General features: G+C 75.2%; 17 protein-coding genes and 1 riboswitch. Of the genes, 4 read left to right on the forward strand and 13 right to left on the reverse strand.

Annotated features, from left to right (window positions below; translation table 11 throughout):
• Positions 1–5 precede the first annotated feature (5 nt).
• The 11 genes from ABD335_RS09870 to ABD335_RS09920 form a co-directional block, all read right to left on the reverse strand.
• Positions 6–1,175, reverse strand: coding sequence for a hemolysin family protein (locus ABD335_RS09870; protein ID WP_344321779.1), 1,170 nt, complete (start codon positions 1,173–1,175; stop codon positions 6–8).
• Entirely contained in the window at positions 1,172–2,581 is a 1,410-nt protein-coding gene (locus ABD335_RS09875) for a hemolysin family protein (RefSeq protein WP_344321780.1), read from the reverse strand. Before ABD335_RS09875 ends, ABD335_RS09870 begins: the two co-directional genes overlap by 4 nt.
• Positions 2,582–2,798: 217 nt before the next feature.
• The gene (locus ABD335_RS09880; RefSeq protein ID WP_344321782.1) at positions 2,799–3,254 is read right to left on the reverse strand and encodes a PH domain-containing protein; all 456 of its coding nucleotides are present in this window, start codon (positions 3,252–3,254) and stop codon (positions 2,799–2,801) included.
• Positions 3,255–3,306: 52 nt separating this feature from the next.
• Positions 3,307–4,155, reverse strand: a complete 849-nt coding sequence (gene hisG / locus ABD335_RS09885; RefSeq protein ID WP_344321783.1) for an ATP phosphoribosyltransferase — start codon at positions 4,153–4,155, stop codon at positions 3,307–3,309.
• A gap of 130 nt (positions 4,156–4,285) precedes the next feature.
• Positions 4,286–4,558, reverse strand: a complete 273-nt coding sequence (locus ABD335_RS09890) for a phosphoribosyl-ATP diphosphatase (protein WP_344321784.1) — start codon at positions 4,556–4,558, stop codon at positions 4,286–4,288.
• A 33-nt stretch (positions 4,559–4,591) separates the two neighbouring features.
• The gene (gene ribH, locus ABD335_RS09895) at positions 4,592–5,077 is read right to left on the reverse strand and encodes a 6,7-dimethyl-8-ribityllumazine synthase (protein WP_344321785.1); all 486 of its coding nucleotides are present in this window, start codon (positions 5,075–5,077) and stop codon (positions 4,592–4,594) included.
• Between the two features lie 70 nt (positions 5,078–5,147).
• Complete coding sequence (locus ABD335_RS09900) at positions 5,148–6,473, reverse strand: bifunctional 3,4-dihydroxy-2-butanone-4-phosphate synthase/GTP cyclohydrolase II (protein WP_344321786.1); 1,326 nt, start codon at positions 6,471–6,473, stop codon at positions 5,148–5,150.
• Complete coding sequence (locus ABD335_RS09905) at positions 6,470–7,168, reverse strand: nicotinamide mononucleotide transporter family protein (protein ID WP_344321787.1); 699 nt, start codon at positions 7,166–7,168, stop codon at positions 6,470–6,472. The genes ABD335_RS09900 and ABD335_RS09905 overlap by 4 nt, the downstream gene beginning before the upstream one ends.
• Entirely contained in the window at positions 7,165–7,803 is a 639-nt protein-coding gene (locus tag ABD335_RS09910; protein ID WP_344321788.1) for a riboflavin synthase, read from the reverse strand. The genes ABD335_RS09905 and ABD335_RS09910 overlap by 4 nt, the downstream gene beginning before the upstream one ends.
• Entirely contained in the window at positions 7,804–8,913 is a 1,110-nt protein-coding gene (gene ribD / locus ABD335_RS09915; protein WP_425583602.1) for a bifunctional diaminohydroxyphosphoribosylaminopyrimidine deaminase/5-amino-6-(5-phosphoribosylamino)uracil reductase RibD, read from the reverse strand.
• Between the two features lie 212 nt (positions 8,914–9,125).
• Positions 9,126–9,256, reverse strand: a riboswitch (FMN riboswitch).
• Between the two features lie 80 nt (positions 9,257–9,336).
• Entirely contained in the window at positions 9,337–10,599 is a 1,263-nt protein-coding gene (locus tag ABD335_RS09920; protein WP_344321791.1) for an ROK family transcriptional regulator, read from the reverse strand.
• A gap of 59 nt (positions 10,600–10,658) precedes the next feature.
• On the opposite strand from ABD335_RS09920, the gene ABD335_RS09925 reads away from it, so the two are divergent.
• From ABD335_RS09925 to ABD335_RS09940, 4 genes are all read left to right on the forward strand, one after another.
• Positions 10,659–11,870, forward strand: a complete 1,212-nt coding sequence (locus ABD335_RS09925) for an MFS transporter (protein ID WP_344321792.1) — start codon at positions 10,659–10,661, stop codon at positions 11,868–11,870.
• A gap of 36 nt (positions 11,871–11,906) precedes the next feature.
• Positions 11,907–13,151: an MFS transporter gene (locus tag ABD335_RS09930; protein ID WP_344321793.1), complete on the forward strand. Its 1,245-nt coding sequence runs from the start codon at positions 11,907–11,909 to the stop codon at positions 13,149–13,151.
• Between the two features lie 163 nt (positions 13,152–13,314).
• A complete protein-coding gene (locus ABD335_RS09935; protein ID WP_344321794.1) occupies positions 13,315–14,754 on the forward strand; it encodes a uracil-xanthine permease family protein in 1,440 nt (479 codons plus the stop codon).
• A 172-nt stretch (positions 14,755–14,926) separates the two neighbouring features.
• The gene (locus ABD335_RS09940; protein ID WP_344321795.1) at positions 14,927–15,634 is read left to right on the forward strand and encodes a DUF5995 family protein; all 708 of its coding nucleotides are present in this window, start codon (positions 14,927–14,929) and stop codon (positions 15,632–15,634) included.
• Positions 15,635–15,692: 58 nt separating this feature from the next.
• Here the strand turns inward: ABD335_RS09940 and ABD335_RS09945 are convergent, their stop codons facing one another.
• Entirely contained in the window at positions 15,693–16,616 is a 924-nt protein-coding gene (locus ABD335_RS09945; RefSeq protein ID WP_344321796.1) for a carbohydrate ABC transporter permease, read from the reverse strand.
• The gene (locus ABD335_RS09950) at positions 16,613–17,581 is read right to left on the reverse strand and encodes a carbohydrate ABC transporter permease (protein ID WP_344321797.1); all 969 of its coding nucleotides are present in this window, start codon (positions 17,579–17,581) and stop codon (positions 16,613–16,615) included. The genes ABD335_RS09945 and ABD335_RS09950 overlap by 4 nt, the downstream gene beginning before the upstream one ends.
• Positions 17,582–17,585: the final 4 nt, after the last annotated feature.

Here is a 17,585-nt window from a genome sequence, read left to right on the forward strand (position 1 = left end):
GCTCGTCAGCCCACGGGGCGGCGGGGGCGGACACGCGGCCGGAGGGAGGACGCCTCGGGGTCCGCGGGGCCGTCCGGCGCGCCCTGCGGCGCGGCGACGCGGTGGGCCGGGTCGCGGACCTCGCCGACCAGCCTCTCCAGCACGTCCTCCAGGGTGACCAGGCCCAGCACCCGTCCCGACCCGTCCGTCACCGCCGCCAGGTGGCCGGCGGCGGCGCGCAGGGCGCTGAGGGCGTCGTCCAGCGGCAGGTCGGCCGGCAGGGTCGCCATGGGCCGCCACAGGTGCCGCGGCACCGCGCCGTCGCGGTCCTCCGCCTCCAGGACGTCCTTGACGTGCAGGTAGCCCAGGAAGGTCCCCGGGTCCGGCGGTCCGGAGCGGCCCTGTCGGCCCGTCTGCCCGGGCAGGGCGCCGGGGCCGCGGACGGGGAAGCGGGAGAAGCCGGTGCGGACCGTCAGCTCCTCCACCTCCCGCGGGGTGACGGCCGGGCCGACGGTCACCAGGTCCGCCGGGTCCAGCAGGACGTCGGTCACCGGGCGGGAGCCCAACTCCAGCGCGTCGGCCAGGCGCTCGTGCGCCTCGTGGTCCAGCAGTCCGGCCCGGCGGGAGTCCCGCAGCAGGTGGGTGAGCTGCTCGCTGGTGAAGACCGCCTCGACCTCGTCCTTGGGCTCGACGCCGAACAGCCGCAGCACCAAGGCCGAACAGGCGTCCAGCGCGGCCGTGATCGGCCGGCACAGCCGGGCGAAGGCGACCAGGGCCGGGCCGAACAGCAGCGCGGTCCGCTCGGGGGCGGCCATCGCCAGGTTCTTCGGGACCATCTCGCCGACCACCAGGTGCAGCACCACCACCACGGCCAGCGCGATGACGTACCCGAGCGGGTGCACCAGGGACTCGGGCATCCGCACGGCGTGGAAGAACGGCTCCAGCAGGTGGGCCACGGTGGGTTCGGCGACCGCGCCGAGGGTGAGCGAGCAGACGGTGATGCCGAACTGGGCGGCGGCCATCATCCGCGGCAGGTGCTCCAACCCGTACAGGACCCTGCGGGCGCGGACCGACCCGGCGGCGGCCCGCGGCTCGATCTGGCTGCGCCGCACGGAGACCAGCGCGAACTCGGCGCCGACGAAGAAGGCGTTGCCGAGCACCAGCGCGGCGGCCAGGAGCAGGTGGAGGAGGCTCATCGGGCCGCCACCGCCCCCGCCTCGGCCCCGGTTCGGGCTCCGGCCGGGTCGTCCGCCGCCGTGCCGTCCGCCGGGGTGTCGTCCGCCGCGGGGTCGTCCGCCGGGGCGAGGACGCGGACGCGTTCGGCCCGGTGGTGGTCGACCTGCCGCACCCGCAGCCGCCAGCCCGGCGCGCCGGGGACCGCCGCCTCGTCGCCGGGGACGGGGATGCGGCCCAGCAGGTCGGCCACCAGCCCGGCCACGGTCTCGTACGGGCCCTCCGGGGCGTCCAGACCGATGCGCCGCAGGACGTCCAGGCGGCAGCTTCCGGCGGCGTCCCAGGCCCGGCCGGCCTCCCCGGCGACGGGGGCGAGGTCGGGCGGGGCGTCGCCGTCGTGCTCGTCGCGGACCTCGCCGACCAGTTCCTCGACGATGTCCTCCAGGGTCACCACTCCGGCCGTCCCGCCGTACTCGTCGACCACGACGGCCATCGGCTGCTCGCGGCGCAGCCGTTCCAGCAGCCGGCGCACCGGCAGCGTCTCGGGGACCATCAGGGGCGGCACCGCGATCTCCGCCACGGGGACGCGCAGCCGGTCGCCCTCGCCGACGGCGAGGGCGTCCTTGAGGTGGACCACGCCGACGATCTCGTCCAACCGCTCGCGGTGGACGGGGAAGCGGGACAGCCCGGTGGCGCGGGTGAGGTTGACGACGTCCTCGGCGGTCGCCGAGGCGTGCAGGGAGACGACCCGCACGCGGGGGGTCATCACGTTCTCGGCGGTCAGCCCGTCCAGCGACAGGATGCGCACGAAGAGGTCCGCGGTGTCCTCCTCGAGGGCTCCGGCGCGGGCGGAGTGCCGGGCCAGGGAGACCAGTTCCCCGGGGGTGCGGGCGGAGGCCGGCTCCTCGGTGGGCTCCACGCCCAGCAGCCGCACCAGCCGGTTGGCCAGGGCGTTGAGCGAGGCGATGACCGGCCGGAAGAAGCGGGAGAACCGGTGCTGGGGCCCGGCCACGAAGCGGGCGACGGCCAACGGCCGGGAGACCGCCCAGTTCTTGGGGACCTGTTCCCCGACGACCATCTGCAGGGCGGAGGCCGCCAGCACGCCGGTCGCCACGGCCACCGAGGGCACGGCCCCGGGCGGCAGTCCGGCGGCGGTGAGCGGGCCGCCGAGCAGCCGGGCGAGCGCGGGCTCGGCCAACATGCCGACGACCAACGAGGTCAGGGTGATGCCGAGCTGGGTGCCCGAGAGCTGGAAGGACAGCTCCCCCAGGACCTTGACGACGGTGGCGGCGCGGCGGTCGCCCGCCGCGGCGGCGCGTTCGGCGTCCGGCCGGTCCACGGTGACCAGGCCGAACTCGGCGGCGACGAAGAATCCGTTGGCGAGGATCAGCAGGAGGGCCGCGGCGAGCGGCAACAGGGTCGGGATCATGCCGCGTCCCCGTCGGGGAGGGCGACGCGGGTACTACAGGACGGTCCGTCCATTGCCGGAGGGTGTCACTCCTCGGTTCGCAGGTGCCCGCGCGGATCGGACGCGCGCGGGGTACGGCGGTGCCGACCGGACCAGGGTAGTGAAGGAGGGTGCGGGTGGGACGCCGCGAACGTTCCGGGAGTGGCGGGGCGCGAGGGGCGGCACGGGGCCGGTGGCCTCAGTCGGTGGCCGGCCCCGTGCCGTACCGGTCGACCAGGGCGCGCAGCGCCCGCGCGTCCCGGATGGCCCGCTCCTTGGCGATGCCGGGCTGGATGCCCATGGCGGGCAGGCTGGTGCCGTCGGAGAGGTCGAGGAGGACCCACGGGTCGCCGGGGCGGAGATTCACCCTGACGATCTCCGCCCATTCCAGGTGACGCTTGGTGGTGAGGTTGACGACCGTGACCCCGCCGGTGTCCGCGACCACCTTCGGGCGGCTGAGGAGGACGAGGACGCCGAGGAAGAGCACGCCGGTGAGGACGAACGCCGCCCGCTCCCCCACCCCGACGTTCTCCAGCAGCAGCGCGATCACGGTGAGGGTGAGGAGGATCGCGACGCCGACCGTCAGCAGGACGATCCGGGTCCGGGTGGGCCGGAAGGTCGCCGGCAGGTCGGGGCCGGCGTCTGGGGCGGACACGGGTGCGGTTCTCCAGTGGGGGACGTCGGGTGCGGTGTCGCGGGCGCGCGGCTCACAGCCGGCAGGCGTGGATCCCGGTGGTGAGGATCGCCCGGGCGCCCAGGTCGTACAGGTCGTCCATGATCCGCTGGGCGTCCTTCGCGGGGACCATGGAGCGCACCGCGACCCAGCCCTCGTGGTGCAGCGGCGAGATGGTGGGAGACTCCAGGCCGGGGGTGAGCGCCACGGCCTCCTCGACCTTCTCGGCGCGGATGTCGTAGTCCATCATCACGTAGCGCCGGGCCACCAGGACGCCCTGCATGCGGCGGAGGAACTGCCGGACCTTGGGCTCGTCGGCGGGGGCCCCGGCGCGCCGGATGACGACCGCCTCGGACTCCAGGATCGGCTCGCCGATGATCTCCAGTCCGGCGTTGCGCAGGGTGGTGCCGGTCTCGACGACGTCGGCGATGATCTCGGCGACGCCGAGCTGGATGGCGGTCTCGACGGCGCCGTCGAGGCGGACGACGGAGGCGTCGACCCCGTTGTCGGCCAGGTGCTTGGCGACCAGGCCGGGGAAGGACGTGGCGATGGTCATGCCGCCGAAGTCGCTCACGTCGCGCGCCGTGCCGGGGCGGGTGGCGTAGCGGAAGGTGGAGGCGGCGAAGCCGAGCTGCATGATCTCCTCGGCGGCGGCGCCGGAGTCCAGCAGCAGGTCGCGGCCGGTGATGCCGATGTCCAGCTTGCCGGAGCCGACGTAGACGGCGATGTCGCGGGGGCGCAGGAAGAAGAACTCGACCTCGTTCTCGGCGTCGACCAGGACCAGCTCGCGGCGGTCCTTGCGCTGCCGGTAGCCCGCCTCATGGAGCATCGCCGACGCAGGCTCGGACAGTGAACCCTTGTTGGGGACGGCGATGCGCAGCATGGGGTGGTCTTCCTTCGTCGTCGTGGCGCCGTTGCGGCACCGTTGTCGCGTCGTTGTCGCGTCGTTGTCGTGTGGTCGTCGCGTGCCGGTCGGATTCGGCGCGGCCGGCGGCCCGAGGGCGCCGGAACGCTCAGAGATGAGCGTATACGTCCTCGAGGTCGATCCCCCGCGCCACCATCATCACCTGAAGGTGGTACAGCAGCTGGGAGATCTCCTCGGCCGTGCGGTCCGGGCCCTCGTACTCGGCGGCCATCCACACCTCGGCGGCCTCCTCGACGACCTTCTTGCCGATGGTGTGGACGCCGGAGGCCACCAGCTCGGCGGTGCGGGAGGTGGCGGGGTCGCCGGTGGCGGCCTTCTGCCGGAGCTCGGTGAACAGCTCCTCGAATGTCTTGTTCGCCATGGTGTCTCTACCCTACGGGGTGGAGGCCCCCGCTCAGCGCCAGGGCTCGGAGACCGTGCGCAGGGTGGCGGCCGTGGCCACGGCGGCGGTCGCGGCCTCGTGGCCCTTGTCCTCGCCGGACCCCTCCAGTCCGGCCCGGTCCAGGGCCTGCTCCTCGGTGTCGCAGGTCAGCACGCCGAAGCCGACGGGCACGCCGGTGTCGACGGAGACCTGGACGAGCCCCTGGGTGACGCCCTGGCAGACGTAGTCGAAGTGCGGGGTGCCGCCGCGGATGACGACGCCGAGCGCGACGATCGCGTCGTAGCCGCGGCCGGCGAGGACCTTGGCGACGACGGGCAGCTCGAAGCTGCCGGGGACGCGCAGCACGGTGGGCTCGTCGATGCCCAGTTCGCCCAGGGCGCGCAGGGCGCCGTCCAGCAGGCCGTCCATCACCCGCTCGTGCCACTGCGCGGCGATCACGGCCACGCGGAGGTCTCCGCAGTTCTTGACGGTCAGTTCGGGTGCGCCCTTGCCGCTCACGTTGCTCCTCGTGCGGTGTGTGCCGGTCGGTGGTCGGGGTGTGGTTCGGTGACGGGTCGGCGGAGGCCGTTCACTGGCCGCCGCAGACGGGAACGGGCTCGCCGTCCAGCCAGGGCAGGTCGTGGCCCATCCGGTCCCGCTTGGTGCGCAGGTAGCGCAGGTTGTGCTCGCCCGCCTCGACGGGCATCGGCACGCGGCCGGTGACGCGCGCCCCGTGCCGGGCGAGGGCGGCGGTCTTGTCGGGGTTGTTGGTCATCAGCCGCAGGGAGCGCACGCCGAGGTCGGCGAGCATCCGGGCCGCGGCGGCGTAGTCGCGGGCGTCGGCGGGGAGGCCCAGTTCCAGGTTGGCGTCGAGGGTGTCGCGGCCCCTCTCCTGGAGCTGGTAGGCGCGCAGCTTGGACAGCAGGCCGATGCCGCGGCCCTCGTGGCCGCGCAGGTAGACCACCACGCCGCGGCCCTCCTCGGCCACGCGGCGCAGGGAGTCCCGCAGTTGGGGGCCGCAGTCGCAGCGCAGGGAGCCGAAGACGTCGCCGGTCAGGCACTCGGAGTGCACCCGGACCAGGACGTCCTCGGCGCCGTCGACGTCGCCGGCGACGAGGGCGATGTGCTCCACGCCGTCGAGGGTGGAGCGGTAGCCGTAGGCGCGGAAGTCGCCGTGGGCGGTGGGCAGGGTGGTGACGGCCTCGCGGCGGACGGCGGGCCGGGCGTCCCCCCGCCCGGGGGCGGCGGAGGAGCGGCGGTAGGCGATCAGGTCCTCGATGGAGATGATCGACAGGCCGTGCTTGCGGGCGAAGGGCACCAGCTCCGGCAGGCGCAGCATGGTGCCGTCCTCGGCCGCGATCTCGACGATGGCGGCGGCGGGGCGCAGGCCCGCGAGCCGGGCCAGGTCGACCCCGGCCTCGGTGTGCCCGGCGCGCTCCAGCACCCCGCCGGGGCGGGCGCGCAACGGGAAGACGTGGCCGGGGCGCACGAAGTCGTCGGGGGCGGAGGCGGGGTCGGCGAGCAGCCGGATGGTGGCGGCCCGGTCGGCGGCGGAGATGCCGGTGGTCACGCCGTGCGCGGCGGAGGCGTCCACGGAGACGGTGAAGGCCGTGCCCATCGACTCGGTGTTGCGTCCGACCATCTGCGGCAGGTCCAGCCGGTCCAGTTCGGCGGCCTCCATGGGCGCGCAGATCAGGCCCCGGCACTCGCTCATCATGAAGGCGACGATCTCGGGGGTGATCAGCTCGGCGGCGACGATCAGGTCGCCCTCGTTCTCGCGGTCCTCGTCGTCGACGACGACCACGGGGCGGCCGGCGGCGATGTCGGCGATCGCCCGCTCGACCGGGTCCAGGGACAGGTCCCCCTCGTCGGGCACGAGGGTGGGGCGCGGTTGCCAGGTGTGCAGCGCGGTCATGCCGCGGCTCCTTCCAGGGCGGGGTCGGTGGCCCTCCGGTCGCGGGAGCGCAGCCACCAGTCGCGCAGGCCCCACAGGACGAGGACGAAGTAGACGACGTAGACCAGGCCGGAGAAGGCGAGGCCGCTGCCGAAGGCGAGCGGGACGCCGACGAGGTCCACCAGCAGCCAGGCGAACCAGAACTCCACCAGTCCGCGGGCCTGGGCGACCATCGCGGCCAGGGTGCCGACGAAGATGTAGGCGTCGGGCCACGGGTTCCAGGAGAGTTGGGGGACGAGGGTGAACAGGCCGCCGACGGCGAGCGTCCCGGCGGCCGTGCCGCCGACCAGCCAGGCGCGTTCGCGCCAGGTGGCGAACCGCACGGGGATCTTGCCGTCGGTCCCATCGGTCCCGTCGGCGCCGGCCGGCTCGGTGCCGCTGCGCCGGCGCCACTGGTACCAGCCCCACACGGCGACGCCGATGACCAGCAGTTGCTTGCCGACGCCGCCGCCGAGCTGGGCGGAGGCGTAGGCGGCCACCAGGACGAGGCCGGAGAGGAGCTGGGCGGGCCAGGTCCACAGGGACCGCACCCAGCCGAGGGCGAGCGCCAGCAGGCCCATGGTGTTGCCGACCATGTCGGACCACTTCACGGGCTGTCCGAACGCCTCGAAGGCGATGCCGTTGAGGGTGGTGTCGACCCACTCCAGGGCGCTCATCGGGCGGCTCCGGCGGCCTCGCCGGCCTCGTCGGACGCGGGGGCGGCGCGGTGTCCCAGCAGCCGCTCGACGTACTTGGCCAGGACGTCGACCTCCAGGTTGACCGGGTCCCCGACCTTCTTCACCCCGAGAGTGGTGAGGTCCAGGGTGGTGGGGATGAGACTGACGGTGAAGTGCTCCTCGCCCGCCTCGACCACGGTCAGGCTGACGCCGTCCACGGTGATGGAGCCCTTCTCCACGATGTACCGCGCCAGGCGGGGCGGGACGGCGATCCTGACGATCTCCCAGTTCTCGCCGGGGACGCGCTCGGTGATGGTGCCGGTGCCGTCCACGTGGCCCTGGACGAGGTGGCCGCCCAGCCGGCCGCCGAGCGCCATGGGGCGTTCCAGGTTGACGCGGTCGCCGGGGGCGAGCGCGCCGAGACCGGAGCGGTTCAGCGTCTCGGCCATGACGTCGGCGGTGAACTCGCCGTCCGCGGTGTCCACGACGGTCAGGCAGACGCCGTTGACGGCGATCGAGTCGCCGTGCTTGGCACCCTCGGTCACCTTCGGGCCGCGCAGCCGGAAGCGGGAGGCGTCCTCCAGCTTCTCGACGGCGACGACCTCGCCCAGTTCTTCGACGATTCCGGTGAACACTCAGGACTCCTCGGGTTCGGGGACGGCGGGGGCGGCGGGGCGGGGCGCGGGGACGGCGTCGACGCGCAGGTCGGGCCCGAGCCGCTCGGTGCCGGTCACCGTCAGGCGCAACGCGTCGGCGATCGTGGTGATTCCGGCGTCGGCGAGGGCGGCGGGCCCGGCGCCCAGCAGGGCGGGGGCGAGGTAGGCGGTGACGCGGTCCACGGCGCGGGCGGCGACGAAGGCCCCGGCCAGGGTGGGGCCGCCCTCCAGCAGCACGGATCTCACGCCGCGCTCGTGCAGGGCGGTGAGCAGGGCGGTGACGTCCAGGCCGCGTCCCGAGGCGGCGCGCGGCACCCGCAGGACCTCGGCGCGGCCGTCCAGGTGGGCGGCGGCGCCGTCGGGCAGGTCGGCGGCGACGGCGATCAGGGTGGGGGCGGCGTCGTCCAGGATCCGGGCGCCGGGCTTGACGGCGGTGGCCTCGGTGTCGGCGACGACGCGCAGCGGCTGGACGGCGTCGGGAACGCCGCGGACGGCGAGGTGGGGGTCGTCGGTGCGGGCGGTGCCGGAGCCGACGAGGACGGCGTCGGCCTCGGCGCGCAGCCGGTGGACGTCCGCGCGGGCCTCGCCGGAGGTGATCCAGCGGCTGGTGCCGTCGGCGGCGGCGATCCGGCCGTCGAGGGTGGCGGCGTACTTCCACCGCACGTGCGGGCGGCCGAGCCGTACCGAGGTCAGCCAGGCCTCGTTGACCTCGGCGGCCTCGTCGGCGAGCAGTCCGCCCTCGACGTCGATCCCGGCGGCGGCGAGGGTCGCCGCGCCGCCGCGGGCGGCGGGGGTGGGGTCGGCGACGGCGTAGACCACCCGGGCGACGCCGGCGTCGATCAGGGCCCGGCTGCACGGGCCGGTGCGGCCGGTGTGGTCGCAGGGTTCCAAGGTGACGAGTGCGGTGCCGCCGCGGGCGGCCTCGCCGGCGGCGGCGAGGGCGTGGACCTCGGCGTGGGGGCCGCCGGCGCGCCGGTGCCAGCCCTCGCCCACGACGCGGCCGGAGGCGTCGAGGACGACACAGCCGACGACGGGGTTGGGGCTGGTGGAGCCGAGTCCGCGGGCGGCGAGGGCGACGGCGCGACGCATGGCGTCGCGTTCGCGCTCCCGCGCGGTGTGCTCTGCGGCTGCGGCCACCGGGTCCTCCTGCCTCTCCGGGCACGGACTCCGGGGTGGTCGCGGAACGACCGGGGCGGTCTCACGGCGACGGACGGCAGCGCCGAACGCCGGGACTCCTCGCGCGTCCACGAGGAACGCGCGGATGTCCGCCGACGACGGCGTACCGGCCGCACCACGGCCCGCCGCGCACTGCCTCCCATCCGGACTTTGACCGTCGGTCCAGGAATTTCACCTGGTCAACCGGCCGCAGGCTGCGGTCGGGTCGCGGACTGTAACCGCCGGTTCGGAGTTTCACCGACCCCGGAGTGCGCTTGACGTTGGTACGGCACCAGTGTGCCACGGCCGACGAGCGGGATTTTTGTGGGGTGCCTCACACGGGATCATCCGGGCATCTCATGCGGGGGCGGGGGCGAACAACTCCCGTCGGGCCGCGTCCAGGGCCGTCACCAGGCCGCCGCCGAGCACCGGACTGTCCTCGACGGTTCCGCACAGCACCTCGGTGGCCAGGGGGGACAGGCCGGCCAGGCGTCCGGCGACCCGGTCGGCGAGCGCCCGTCCCCCGGCCCGGCCCACCTCGCCGCCGAGCACCACGCAGCCGGGGTCGAGCACGGAGACGACGGCGGCGACGCCCACGGCGATCCGGTCGGCCAGCGCGTCCAGGAACGCGTCCCCCCTCCTCCCCGCCTCGCCCGCCGCCGCGGCCCGCACCACCGTCTCGGCGGCGCGGGCGCCGTCCGCCGGGTCGTACGGGGGCGCCGCCAGGCCGTGTTCGCGGGCCAGGGCGCAGACGGCCGCGCCGCCCGTCAGGGAGTGGAAGCCGCCGTCGCAGGCGGTCGCCGAGGGCAGTGCGGCGGTGCCGGGAACCGGCAGGAAGCCGATCTCGCCGGTGCCGCCGGAGGCCCCGCGGCGCAGCCGGCCGTCCAGGACGACGGCGGCGCCCACGCCGTGGCCCAGCCACAGCAGGACGAAGGTGTCGCGGCCGCGTGCGGCGCCGAGCCGGTGCTCGGCGATGCCCGCCAGGTTCACCTCGTTCTCCAACAGCACGGGGACGCCCAGCCGTTCGCGGAGCGCGTCGGGGACGCGGGCGTGCCAGGCGGGCAGGGCGGTGCCGCGGCCGAGGGCCCCGGTGGCGGGGTCGACCATGCCGGGGGCGCCGACGGCGACGGTGTGCAGCGCGGTCGCGCCGCTCGCGCGCAGCGCCTCCTCCAGGGCCGCCACCGTCCGTGCCACGGGGCCGTCGGGGGCGTCGAAGTCGCCGGGTGCGTCGGGGCCGCCGGGGCCGTCGGGGGCGACCGTCCCGCCGTCCTCGAGGTGGAGCGTCCCCCGGCCGGCCGGGGCGCCCGCGAGGTCGGCCAGGGCGAAGGAGACGCTCGTGGCGCGGACGTCGACGGCCGCGACGTGGGCGCGGTCGGCGACCAGGCCGTAGAGCCGCGCGTTGGGGCCGCGGCGGGCCTCCCCCGCCTCGCCGACGACCCGGACCAGGCCGTCGTCCTGGAGCCGTTGCAGGAGGTCGGCGACGCTGGGCCGGGAGAGCCCGGTCAGCTCCTTGAGCCGGCCTGCCGTCAGGGACCCGTGTTCCACCAGGAGTTCGAGCGCGATCCGGTCGTTGATCGCGCGGGCCGTGCGGGGCGATGCGGTGCGCGCAGCGGAGGGCATGCCGGAATCCTCGCAGATTTCCCTGCTCTTTCAGGCAGGCTTCCTGATAGTTTACGCCCATGCCGATTCCCCCCATCCGCCGGGCCGGCCGCCGGGAGCGACGCTCGATCGCCGTGGTCTTCGCCCTCCACGGCGCGGTTACCGGCGGCTTCGCCACCCGCATCCCCTGGCTGCGGGAGCAACTCGACCTCGGGACCGGCCAGTTGGGCCTGGCCCTGGCCTTCCCCGCCATCGGCGCCTCGCTCGCCATGCCCTTGGCCGGGCGCATCGTGCACCGCCACGGCACCAAGGCCGCGGTGCGCGCCCTGCTGATCCTGTGGTGCGCCTCCCTGGCCCTGCCCGCCCTCTCCCCGCACGTGGCCGTGCTCTGTGCCGCGCTGTTCGTCTTCGGCGCCACCGCCGGGACGGCGGACGTGGCCATGAACGCGCAGGGGGTGGAGGTGGAGCGGCGCCACGGCCGCTCCATCATGTCCGGGCTGCACGGGATGTGGAGCGTCGGCGCGCTGCTCGGCTCGGCGGCGGGGGTGGCGGCCGTCCACCTCGGCCTGGACGCCCGGCTCCACCTGGCGGTGGCCGCGGCGGTCCTGGTCGCCGCGGCGCCCGCGGCCTGCCGCGGCCTGCCGGACGTGCGCCCCGATCCGGCGCGGGAGGCGCCGCCGCGCTTCGCGCTGCCCCCGCGTTCGGCGCTGCTCATCGGCGCGGTGGGAGTGTGCGCGGTGCTCGCCGAGGGCGCCTCGATGGACTGGTCCGGGGTCTACCTCGGGGAGGTCGCCGGGGCCTCGGAGGCGGTGGCCGCCGCGAGCTACACCGCGTTCGCCTGCACCATGGCCGCCGCCCGCCTGGCCGGGGACGCCGTCGTCCGCCGCCTCGGCCCGGTGCGCACCGTCCGGGCCGGCGGCGCCCTGGCCACCGCCGGCGGCGTCCTGGTGGTCACCGCCTCCGGACCGGTGGCGGGCATCGCCGGCTTCGCGCTGCTGGGCGTCGGGATCGCGGTGGTGGTGCCGCTGTGCTTCGCGGCGGCCGGACACGGCGGCCCGGACCCGAGCCAGGCCATCGCCGGGGTCGCCACCATCACCTACACCACCGGGCTGATCGCGCCCACCGTCATCGGCGCACTCGGCGAACTCGCCTCGCTCCGCGCGGCGTTCGGCCTGGTCACCGCGGGTACGGCCGTCCTCGTCCTGGCCGCCGGGGTGCTGGCCCCGCCCGGCGGGGGCGGTGTCGTCGCCCGAAACTCCCCGGATGTACGGGCAAATCTGCGGGGAGACTGACCGGAGCGGACGAGGGACGGACGACGGGAGGAGCCCATGGGGCCCGTGGAACCGGTGGAACGCGCGGACGGGCACACCGGGCGGAGCGAGGTGGTGCGCGCCCGGCGCGCCGTCGCCGTGGTCTTCACCGTCCACGGGGCGGTGAGCGGCGGCTTCGCCACCCGCATCCCCTGGATCCAGGAGCACCTGGGCCTGGGCACGGGCCGGCTCGGGCTCGCCCTGGTCTTCGCCACCGTGGGGGCCGCCGCCTCGATGCCGCTGTCGGCGCGGCTGGCCCACCGCCACGGGCCGCGCGCCGCGCTGCGGGTGCTGGTCGCGCTGTGCTGCGCGGGGGTGGCGCTGCCCGCCCTGGCGCCCGGGTTCGGCTGGCTGTGCGGGGCCCTCTTCCTCTACGGCGCGGGCCTGGGCATCACGGACGTGGCGATGAACGCCCACGCGGTGCAGGTCGAGGAGCGCATGGGCCGGTCGGTGATGTCGGGCCTGCACGGGATGTGGAGCGTCGGCGCGCTGCTGGGCGGCGCGGCGGGCGCGCTCGCCGCGCACCTCGCCCTCGACGCCCGGGTCCACCTCGCCCTGGCCGCGCCGGTGCTCGCCGTGGCGGGAGTGGTCGCGGCGCGCCGGACGCTGGACGTGCGGGCCGATCCGGCGCGGGAGGAGCCGCCGCACTTCGCGCTGCCCGACCGCGGGGTGCTGGCCGTCGGGGCGATCGGCTTCTTCGCGGTCTTCGCCGAGGGCGCCTCGATGGACTGGGCCGGCATCCACCTGCGGGACGAGACGGGCGCCTCGCCGGGGCTCGCGGCGACCGCGTACACCGCGTTCGCCTGCACCATGGCCGCCGCCCGACTGGCCGGGGACGCCGTCGTCCGCCGCCTCGGCCCGGTGCGCACCGTCCGGGCCGGCGGCGCCCTGGCCACCGCCGGCGGCGTCCTGGTGGTCACCGCGGCCACGCCGCCGCCGGCGGTGGCGGGCTTCGCGTTGATCGGCGTCGGGATCGCGGTGGTGGTGCCGCTGTGCTTCGCGGCGGCGGGCCGCGCCGAGTCCGCGGCCCCCGGCCGGGCCATCGCGGGGGTGGCGACGCTGGCGTACGCCTCGGGGCTGGCGGCCCCGGCGGCGGTCGGGTGGATCGCCGAGTTCACCTCCCTGTCGGTCTCCTTCGGCCTGATCACCGTCCTGCTGCTGGGACTGGTGGCGGGCGCGGGGGTGCTGCGGCCGGCGCCGACGGGTCCGGTGGCGGGCGCGCGGGCGGACACGGCCGGCGAGCGGCTGCCGTCGGGCGAGTGAGGCCCGGCGGCGGGCCCCGAGCGGCGTCCCGAGCGGGGCGGATTCCCGGCGCCGTCGAGCGCGTTCCGCCGCCTGACGGCCGCGACGACGACCCGTAGCATGTGGACCGATCAATTCCGCTCGTACACCTGAGCGCATCCACTCCACGGAACGGAGCACCGCCATGGGCCTCGGCCTGCGCTGGACCCTGCACGGCGACGGGCGGACGCCCGCGCCCGGAGCCGTCGTACGGCCCGACGAGCGGCTGTCGTGGCCGCGGACGGCCGGACTGGGCGCACAGCACGTGGTCGCCATGTTCGGGGCCACCTTCGTGGCCCCCGTTCTCATGGGCCTGGACCCCAACCTCGCCATCATGATGTCCGGCGTCGCCACCGCGGTCTTCCTGCTGCTGACCCGCGGCAGGGTGCCCAGCTACCTGGGCTCCAGCCTCTCCTTCGTCGGGGTCGCCGCGGCGATCCGGGCGTCGGGGGGCGACAGCGCGACGATCACCGGGGCGCTGCTGGTCGTCGGCGTGGTGCTGCTGCTGGCCGGGTTCGTGGTGCAGCGGTTCGGCGCCCGGGTCATCCACGCCGTGATGCCGCCCGTGGTCACCGGCGCGGTCGTGATGCTGATCGGCTTCAACCTGGCCCCGGTGACGGCCTCGACGTACTGGCCGCAGGACCAGTGGACGGCGCTGCTGACCATGCTCTTCACCGGGCTCGCCGTGGTGGCCCTGCGCGGGTTCTGGTCGCGGATCGCGATCTTCCTGGGCCTGGTCTTCGGCTACGCCGTCTCCTGGCTCTTCGACGTCCTCTTCGGGAAGATCCACTCTCCGGCGGGCGGCGCGGAGGCCGTCGACCACTGGCGGCTGGACCTCTCGGCGGTGGCCGAGGCGGACTGGATCGGGCTGCCCTCCCTGCACGCCCCCGAGTTCCGGTGGTCGGCGATCCTGGTGGCGCTGCCGGTGGTGATAGCGCTGATCGCCGAGAACGCGGGCCACGTGAAGGCCGTGGGCGAGATGACCGGCGACCGGCTGGACGACGCGCTGGGCACCGCGATCGGCGCCGACGGCGCGGCCACGGTGCTGTCCACCGCGGTCGGCGGCCCGGCCACCACCACGTACTCCGAGAACATCGGCGTGATGGCCGCGACCCGCGTCTACTCCACCGCCGCCTACTGGGCCGCCGCGTGCTTCGCGGTGCTGTTCGGGCTCTGTCCGAAGTTCGGGGCGGTGATCGCCGCGATCCCCGGCGGGGTGCTGGGCGGCATCACCGTGATCCTCTACGGCATGATCGGCCTGCTGGGCGCGCAGATCTGGCTCGCGGGCAACGTGGACCTGCGCAACCCCCTGAACCTGGTGCCGGTGGCGGCGGGCATCATCATCGGCGTCGGCGGAGTCTCCCTGGAGATCACCGACACCTTCGAGCTGAACGGCATCGCGCTGGGCACCATCGTCGTCCTCACCGGCTACCACGTGCTGCGGGCGCTGGCCCCGGCGCACCTGCGCGAGCAGGAGCCCCTGCTGGACGAGGGCACCTCCTCCTACGACGTCGGCGACGCCGACCCGACCGACACCGGCAGGAGCGACGGCGAGGCGGGCCCCGGCGGTCCCGACCGGCGGTAGGGGTGGCGAGGGGCGCGCCACCGCCGTGGCGCGCCCCTCGCCACCCGAGCCTCTCCCCCGAGCCCCCCGAGCGGTCGCGTCCGGCCGTGCTCCCCCTTTCGGACGTCGCCCGATCCGGGGGCACTTCCCACGTCCACCCCTACGCTCCGTGTCCGCCTGTCACGCTGTGCGCATGACGACGACGCAGTACGGGACGGCCGCCGTGGACGGGGTGGTCGCGCGGATGCGGGCCCTGCGGGAGACCCTGCCGCGGCACGACGGGGTGGCCGTCTTCAACGGGGTCTACCTGACCGTGACGCTGGCGGTGCGCCGGCACCTCGCCGACGGACTCCTCCCCCGCCCCCGGACCACGGCGGGCCTGGCGACGGTCTTCGCCCACCGCTACCTCGCCGCCGTCGACCGCGACGCCGCCGGGGCGGACGTCCCCGAGTGCTGGCGCCCGCTGTTCCTGGCGCGCCACCATCCGGGGGTGTATCCGGTGCAGTTCGCGCTGGCGGGGATCAACGCGCACATCGGGTACGACCTGGCGCTGGCGGTGGTGGACACCGCCCGGCTCCACGGCTGCGAACCGGCCGACCTCCAGGGCTCGTTCGACCGGATCGGCGACGTCCTGGTGGGGCTGGAGGAGCGGGTGCGCGAGGAGTTGATGCCCGGCCCCGACCCGCTGGACGTCGCCGACCCGCTCACCCACCTGGTCGCCAGTTGGAGCATGGAGCGGGCCCGGGACGCGGCCTGGTCGGCGGCGCGCCTGCTGTGGAGCGTGCGGGGACTGCCGGAGTTGGCCGAGGAGTTCACCCGCCGACTGGACGCCGGGGTGGGCCTGGTGGGGCGCTGTCTGCTCACGCCGCTGGGGCGCCGCGCCGGCTCCCGCACGGCGTGAGCGTCGTCCCCGCACGGCGCGGGCGTCCCCCGCGTGCCCCCTTCCTCCGCCTCGTCCCTCAGCCCTTCAGACCCGAGCGGGACACCCCCTCGATCACCCAGCGCTGCGCCACGACGTACAGCAGCAGGACGGGGACGCCGGCGATGACGGCCCCGGCCATCAGCAGGTCGTAGCGGATGTTGTTGGCGCCCTGGAAGTTGGCCAGGCCCGCGGGCAACGTCAGCGACTCGGGGCTGAGCAGCACGTACAGCGGCCACAGGAAGTCGTTCCAGTTGGACAGGAAGGCCAGCAGGCCGAGGGTGACCAGGGCGGGCCGGGAGAGCGGCAGGACGACCCGGACGAAGATCTGCCACCGGTTGCAGCCGTCGATCTCGGCGGCCTCCTCCAGTTCGGCGGGCAGGGTGAGGAAGAACTGCCGCAGGAAGAAGACGCCGAACGCGCCCGCCGCTCCGGGCACGATCACCGCGGGCAGACTGTCCACCCAGGCCAGCTCGTTGACGATCAGGAAGTTGGGGACCAGCAGGATCACCGGCGGCACGAAGAGGGTGGCCACGACGCCGGCGAAGATCGCTCCCCGGCCGCGGAAGTCCATCCGGGCCAGCGCGTACGCCGCCGGGGCCGCGGTGGCCAGGACCAGCAGCGCGTGGGCGGACGCCGCCAGCAGGCTGTTGAGGAACCACTGCACGACGGGGCTGTCGGTGGAGCCCAGCACGTGCCGGTAGGCGTCCAGGGTGAACGGGTCGGGGATCCACCGCGGCTCGGTGGCCCCGGCCTCGCCGCGGGTCTTGAACGAGGTGACCAGCATGTACAGCAGCGGGCTGAGGTAGAGCGCCGCGACGACGGCCAGCACCAGGTGGAGCAGGGAGCGGCGCAGCCGCCGTCGGGCGACCGGCCCGGTCTGCGGCTCCCGCCGTCCGCGGGCGACCGGCCCGCCGGGGGCCGGGGAGTCCGTGGGGGCGGCGGTGGTGCGGGGGGTGGTCATCGGTCCTCCTGCCGGTCGCGGAAGATGCGGAAGAGCACCGCGCTGGCGGCCATCAGGGTCAGGGCGAGCACGAAGCTCATCGCCGAGGCGGTGCCCATCTCGAAGCGGCGCAGACCGGTCTCGGCGATCAGGAAGATCGCGGTCTTGGTCTCGTCCGCCGGGGCGCCGGCCGTGATGAGGTAGGACTGGCCGAACATGTTGGCCGAGGCCAGCAGCGTGGAGTTGACCACGAACAGCAGCACCGGCCGCAGACCGGGCAGGGTGACGTGGACGAACCGGTGCCAGGCGCCGGCGCCGTCGACCCGGGCGGCCTCGTAGAGCTCCGCGGGGATGTCCTGGAGGCCGGCGAGGTAGACGACGGCGTTGAAGCCGAGCGTCCACCAGACGGTGACGCCCACCAGGGCCCACCAGGCGGCGGGGGTGTCGGTCGTCCACTGGACGTCGTCGGGCAGCCCGAGCACGCCGAGGTAGTGGTTGACCGCGCCGATGTTGCCGTCGAGCAGGAAGCGCCACAGCAGGCCGACGACGGCCACCCCCAGGACGTAGGGGGCGAAGTACACCGCCCGGTACAGGTTGCGTCCGCGGAAGCGGCCGTTCATCAGCAGCGCGACGAACAACGGCACGACCAGCAGGAACGGCAGCGACAGGGCGGTGAAGACCCCGGTCGCGCGCATCGCGGCCCAGAAGCGCGGCCCGTCCACGCTCGCCGGGTCGAACAGTTCGCGGTAGTTGTCGAGCCCGACGAAGGGCTTGGCCGGGACGTTGATGTCCCAGTCGTGGAAGCTGATCCACAGGCCGTAGCCGATGGGGACCAGCACGAACGTCGCGAACAGCGCCAGGTAGGGCGCCGTGAAGAGGTACGGCGTCCACCGCCGGTAGGGGCGGGTGGCGACCCGCGAGGGGCCCCGGGCCGGAGCCCGGCCGGCCTTCTCGGTGGTCTGCCGTGCGGTCAGCCGCGGTGCCACGTCG

Source organism: Streptomyces macrosporus (assembly GCF_039533145.1).
GTDB lineage: Bacteria > Actinomycetota > Actinomycetes > Streptomycetales > Streptomycetaceae > Streptomyces > Streptomyces macrosporus.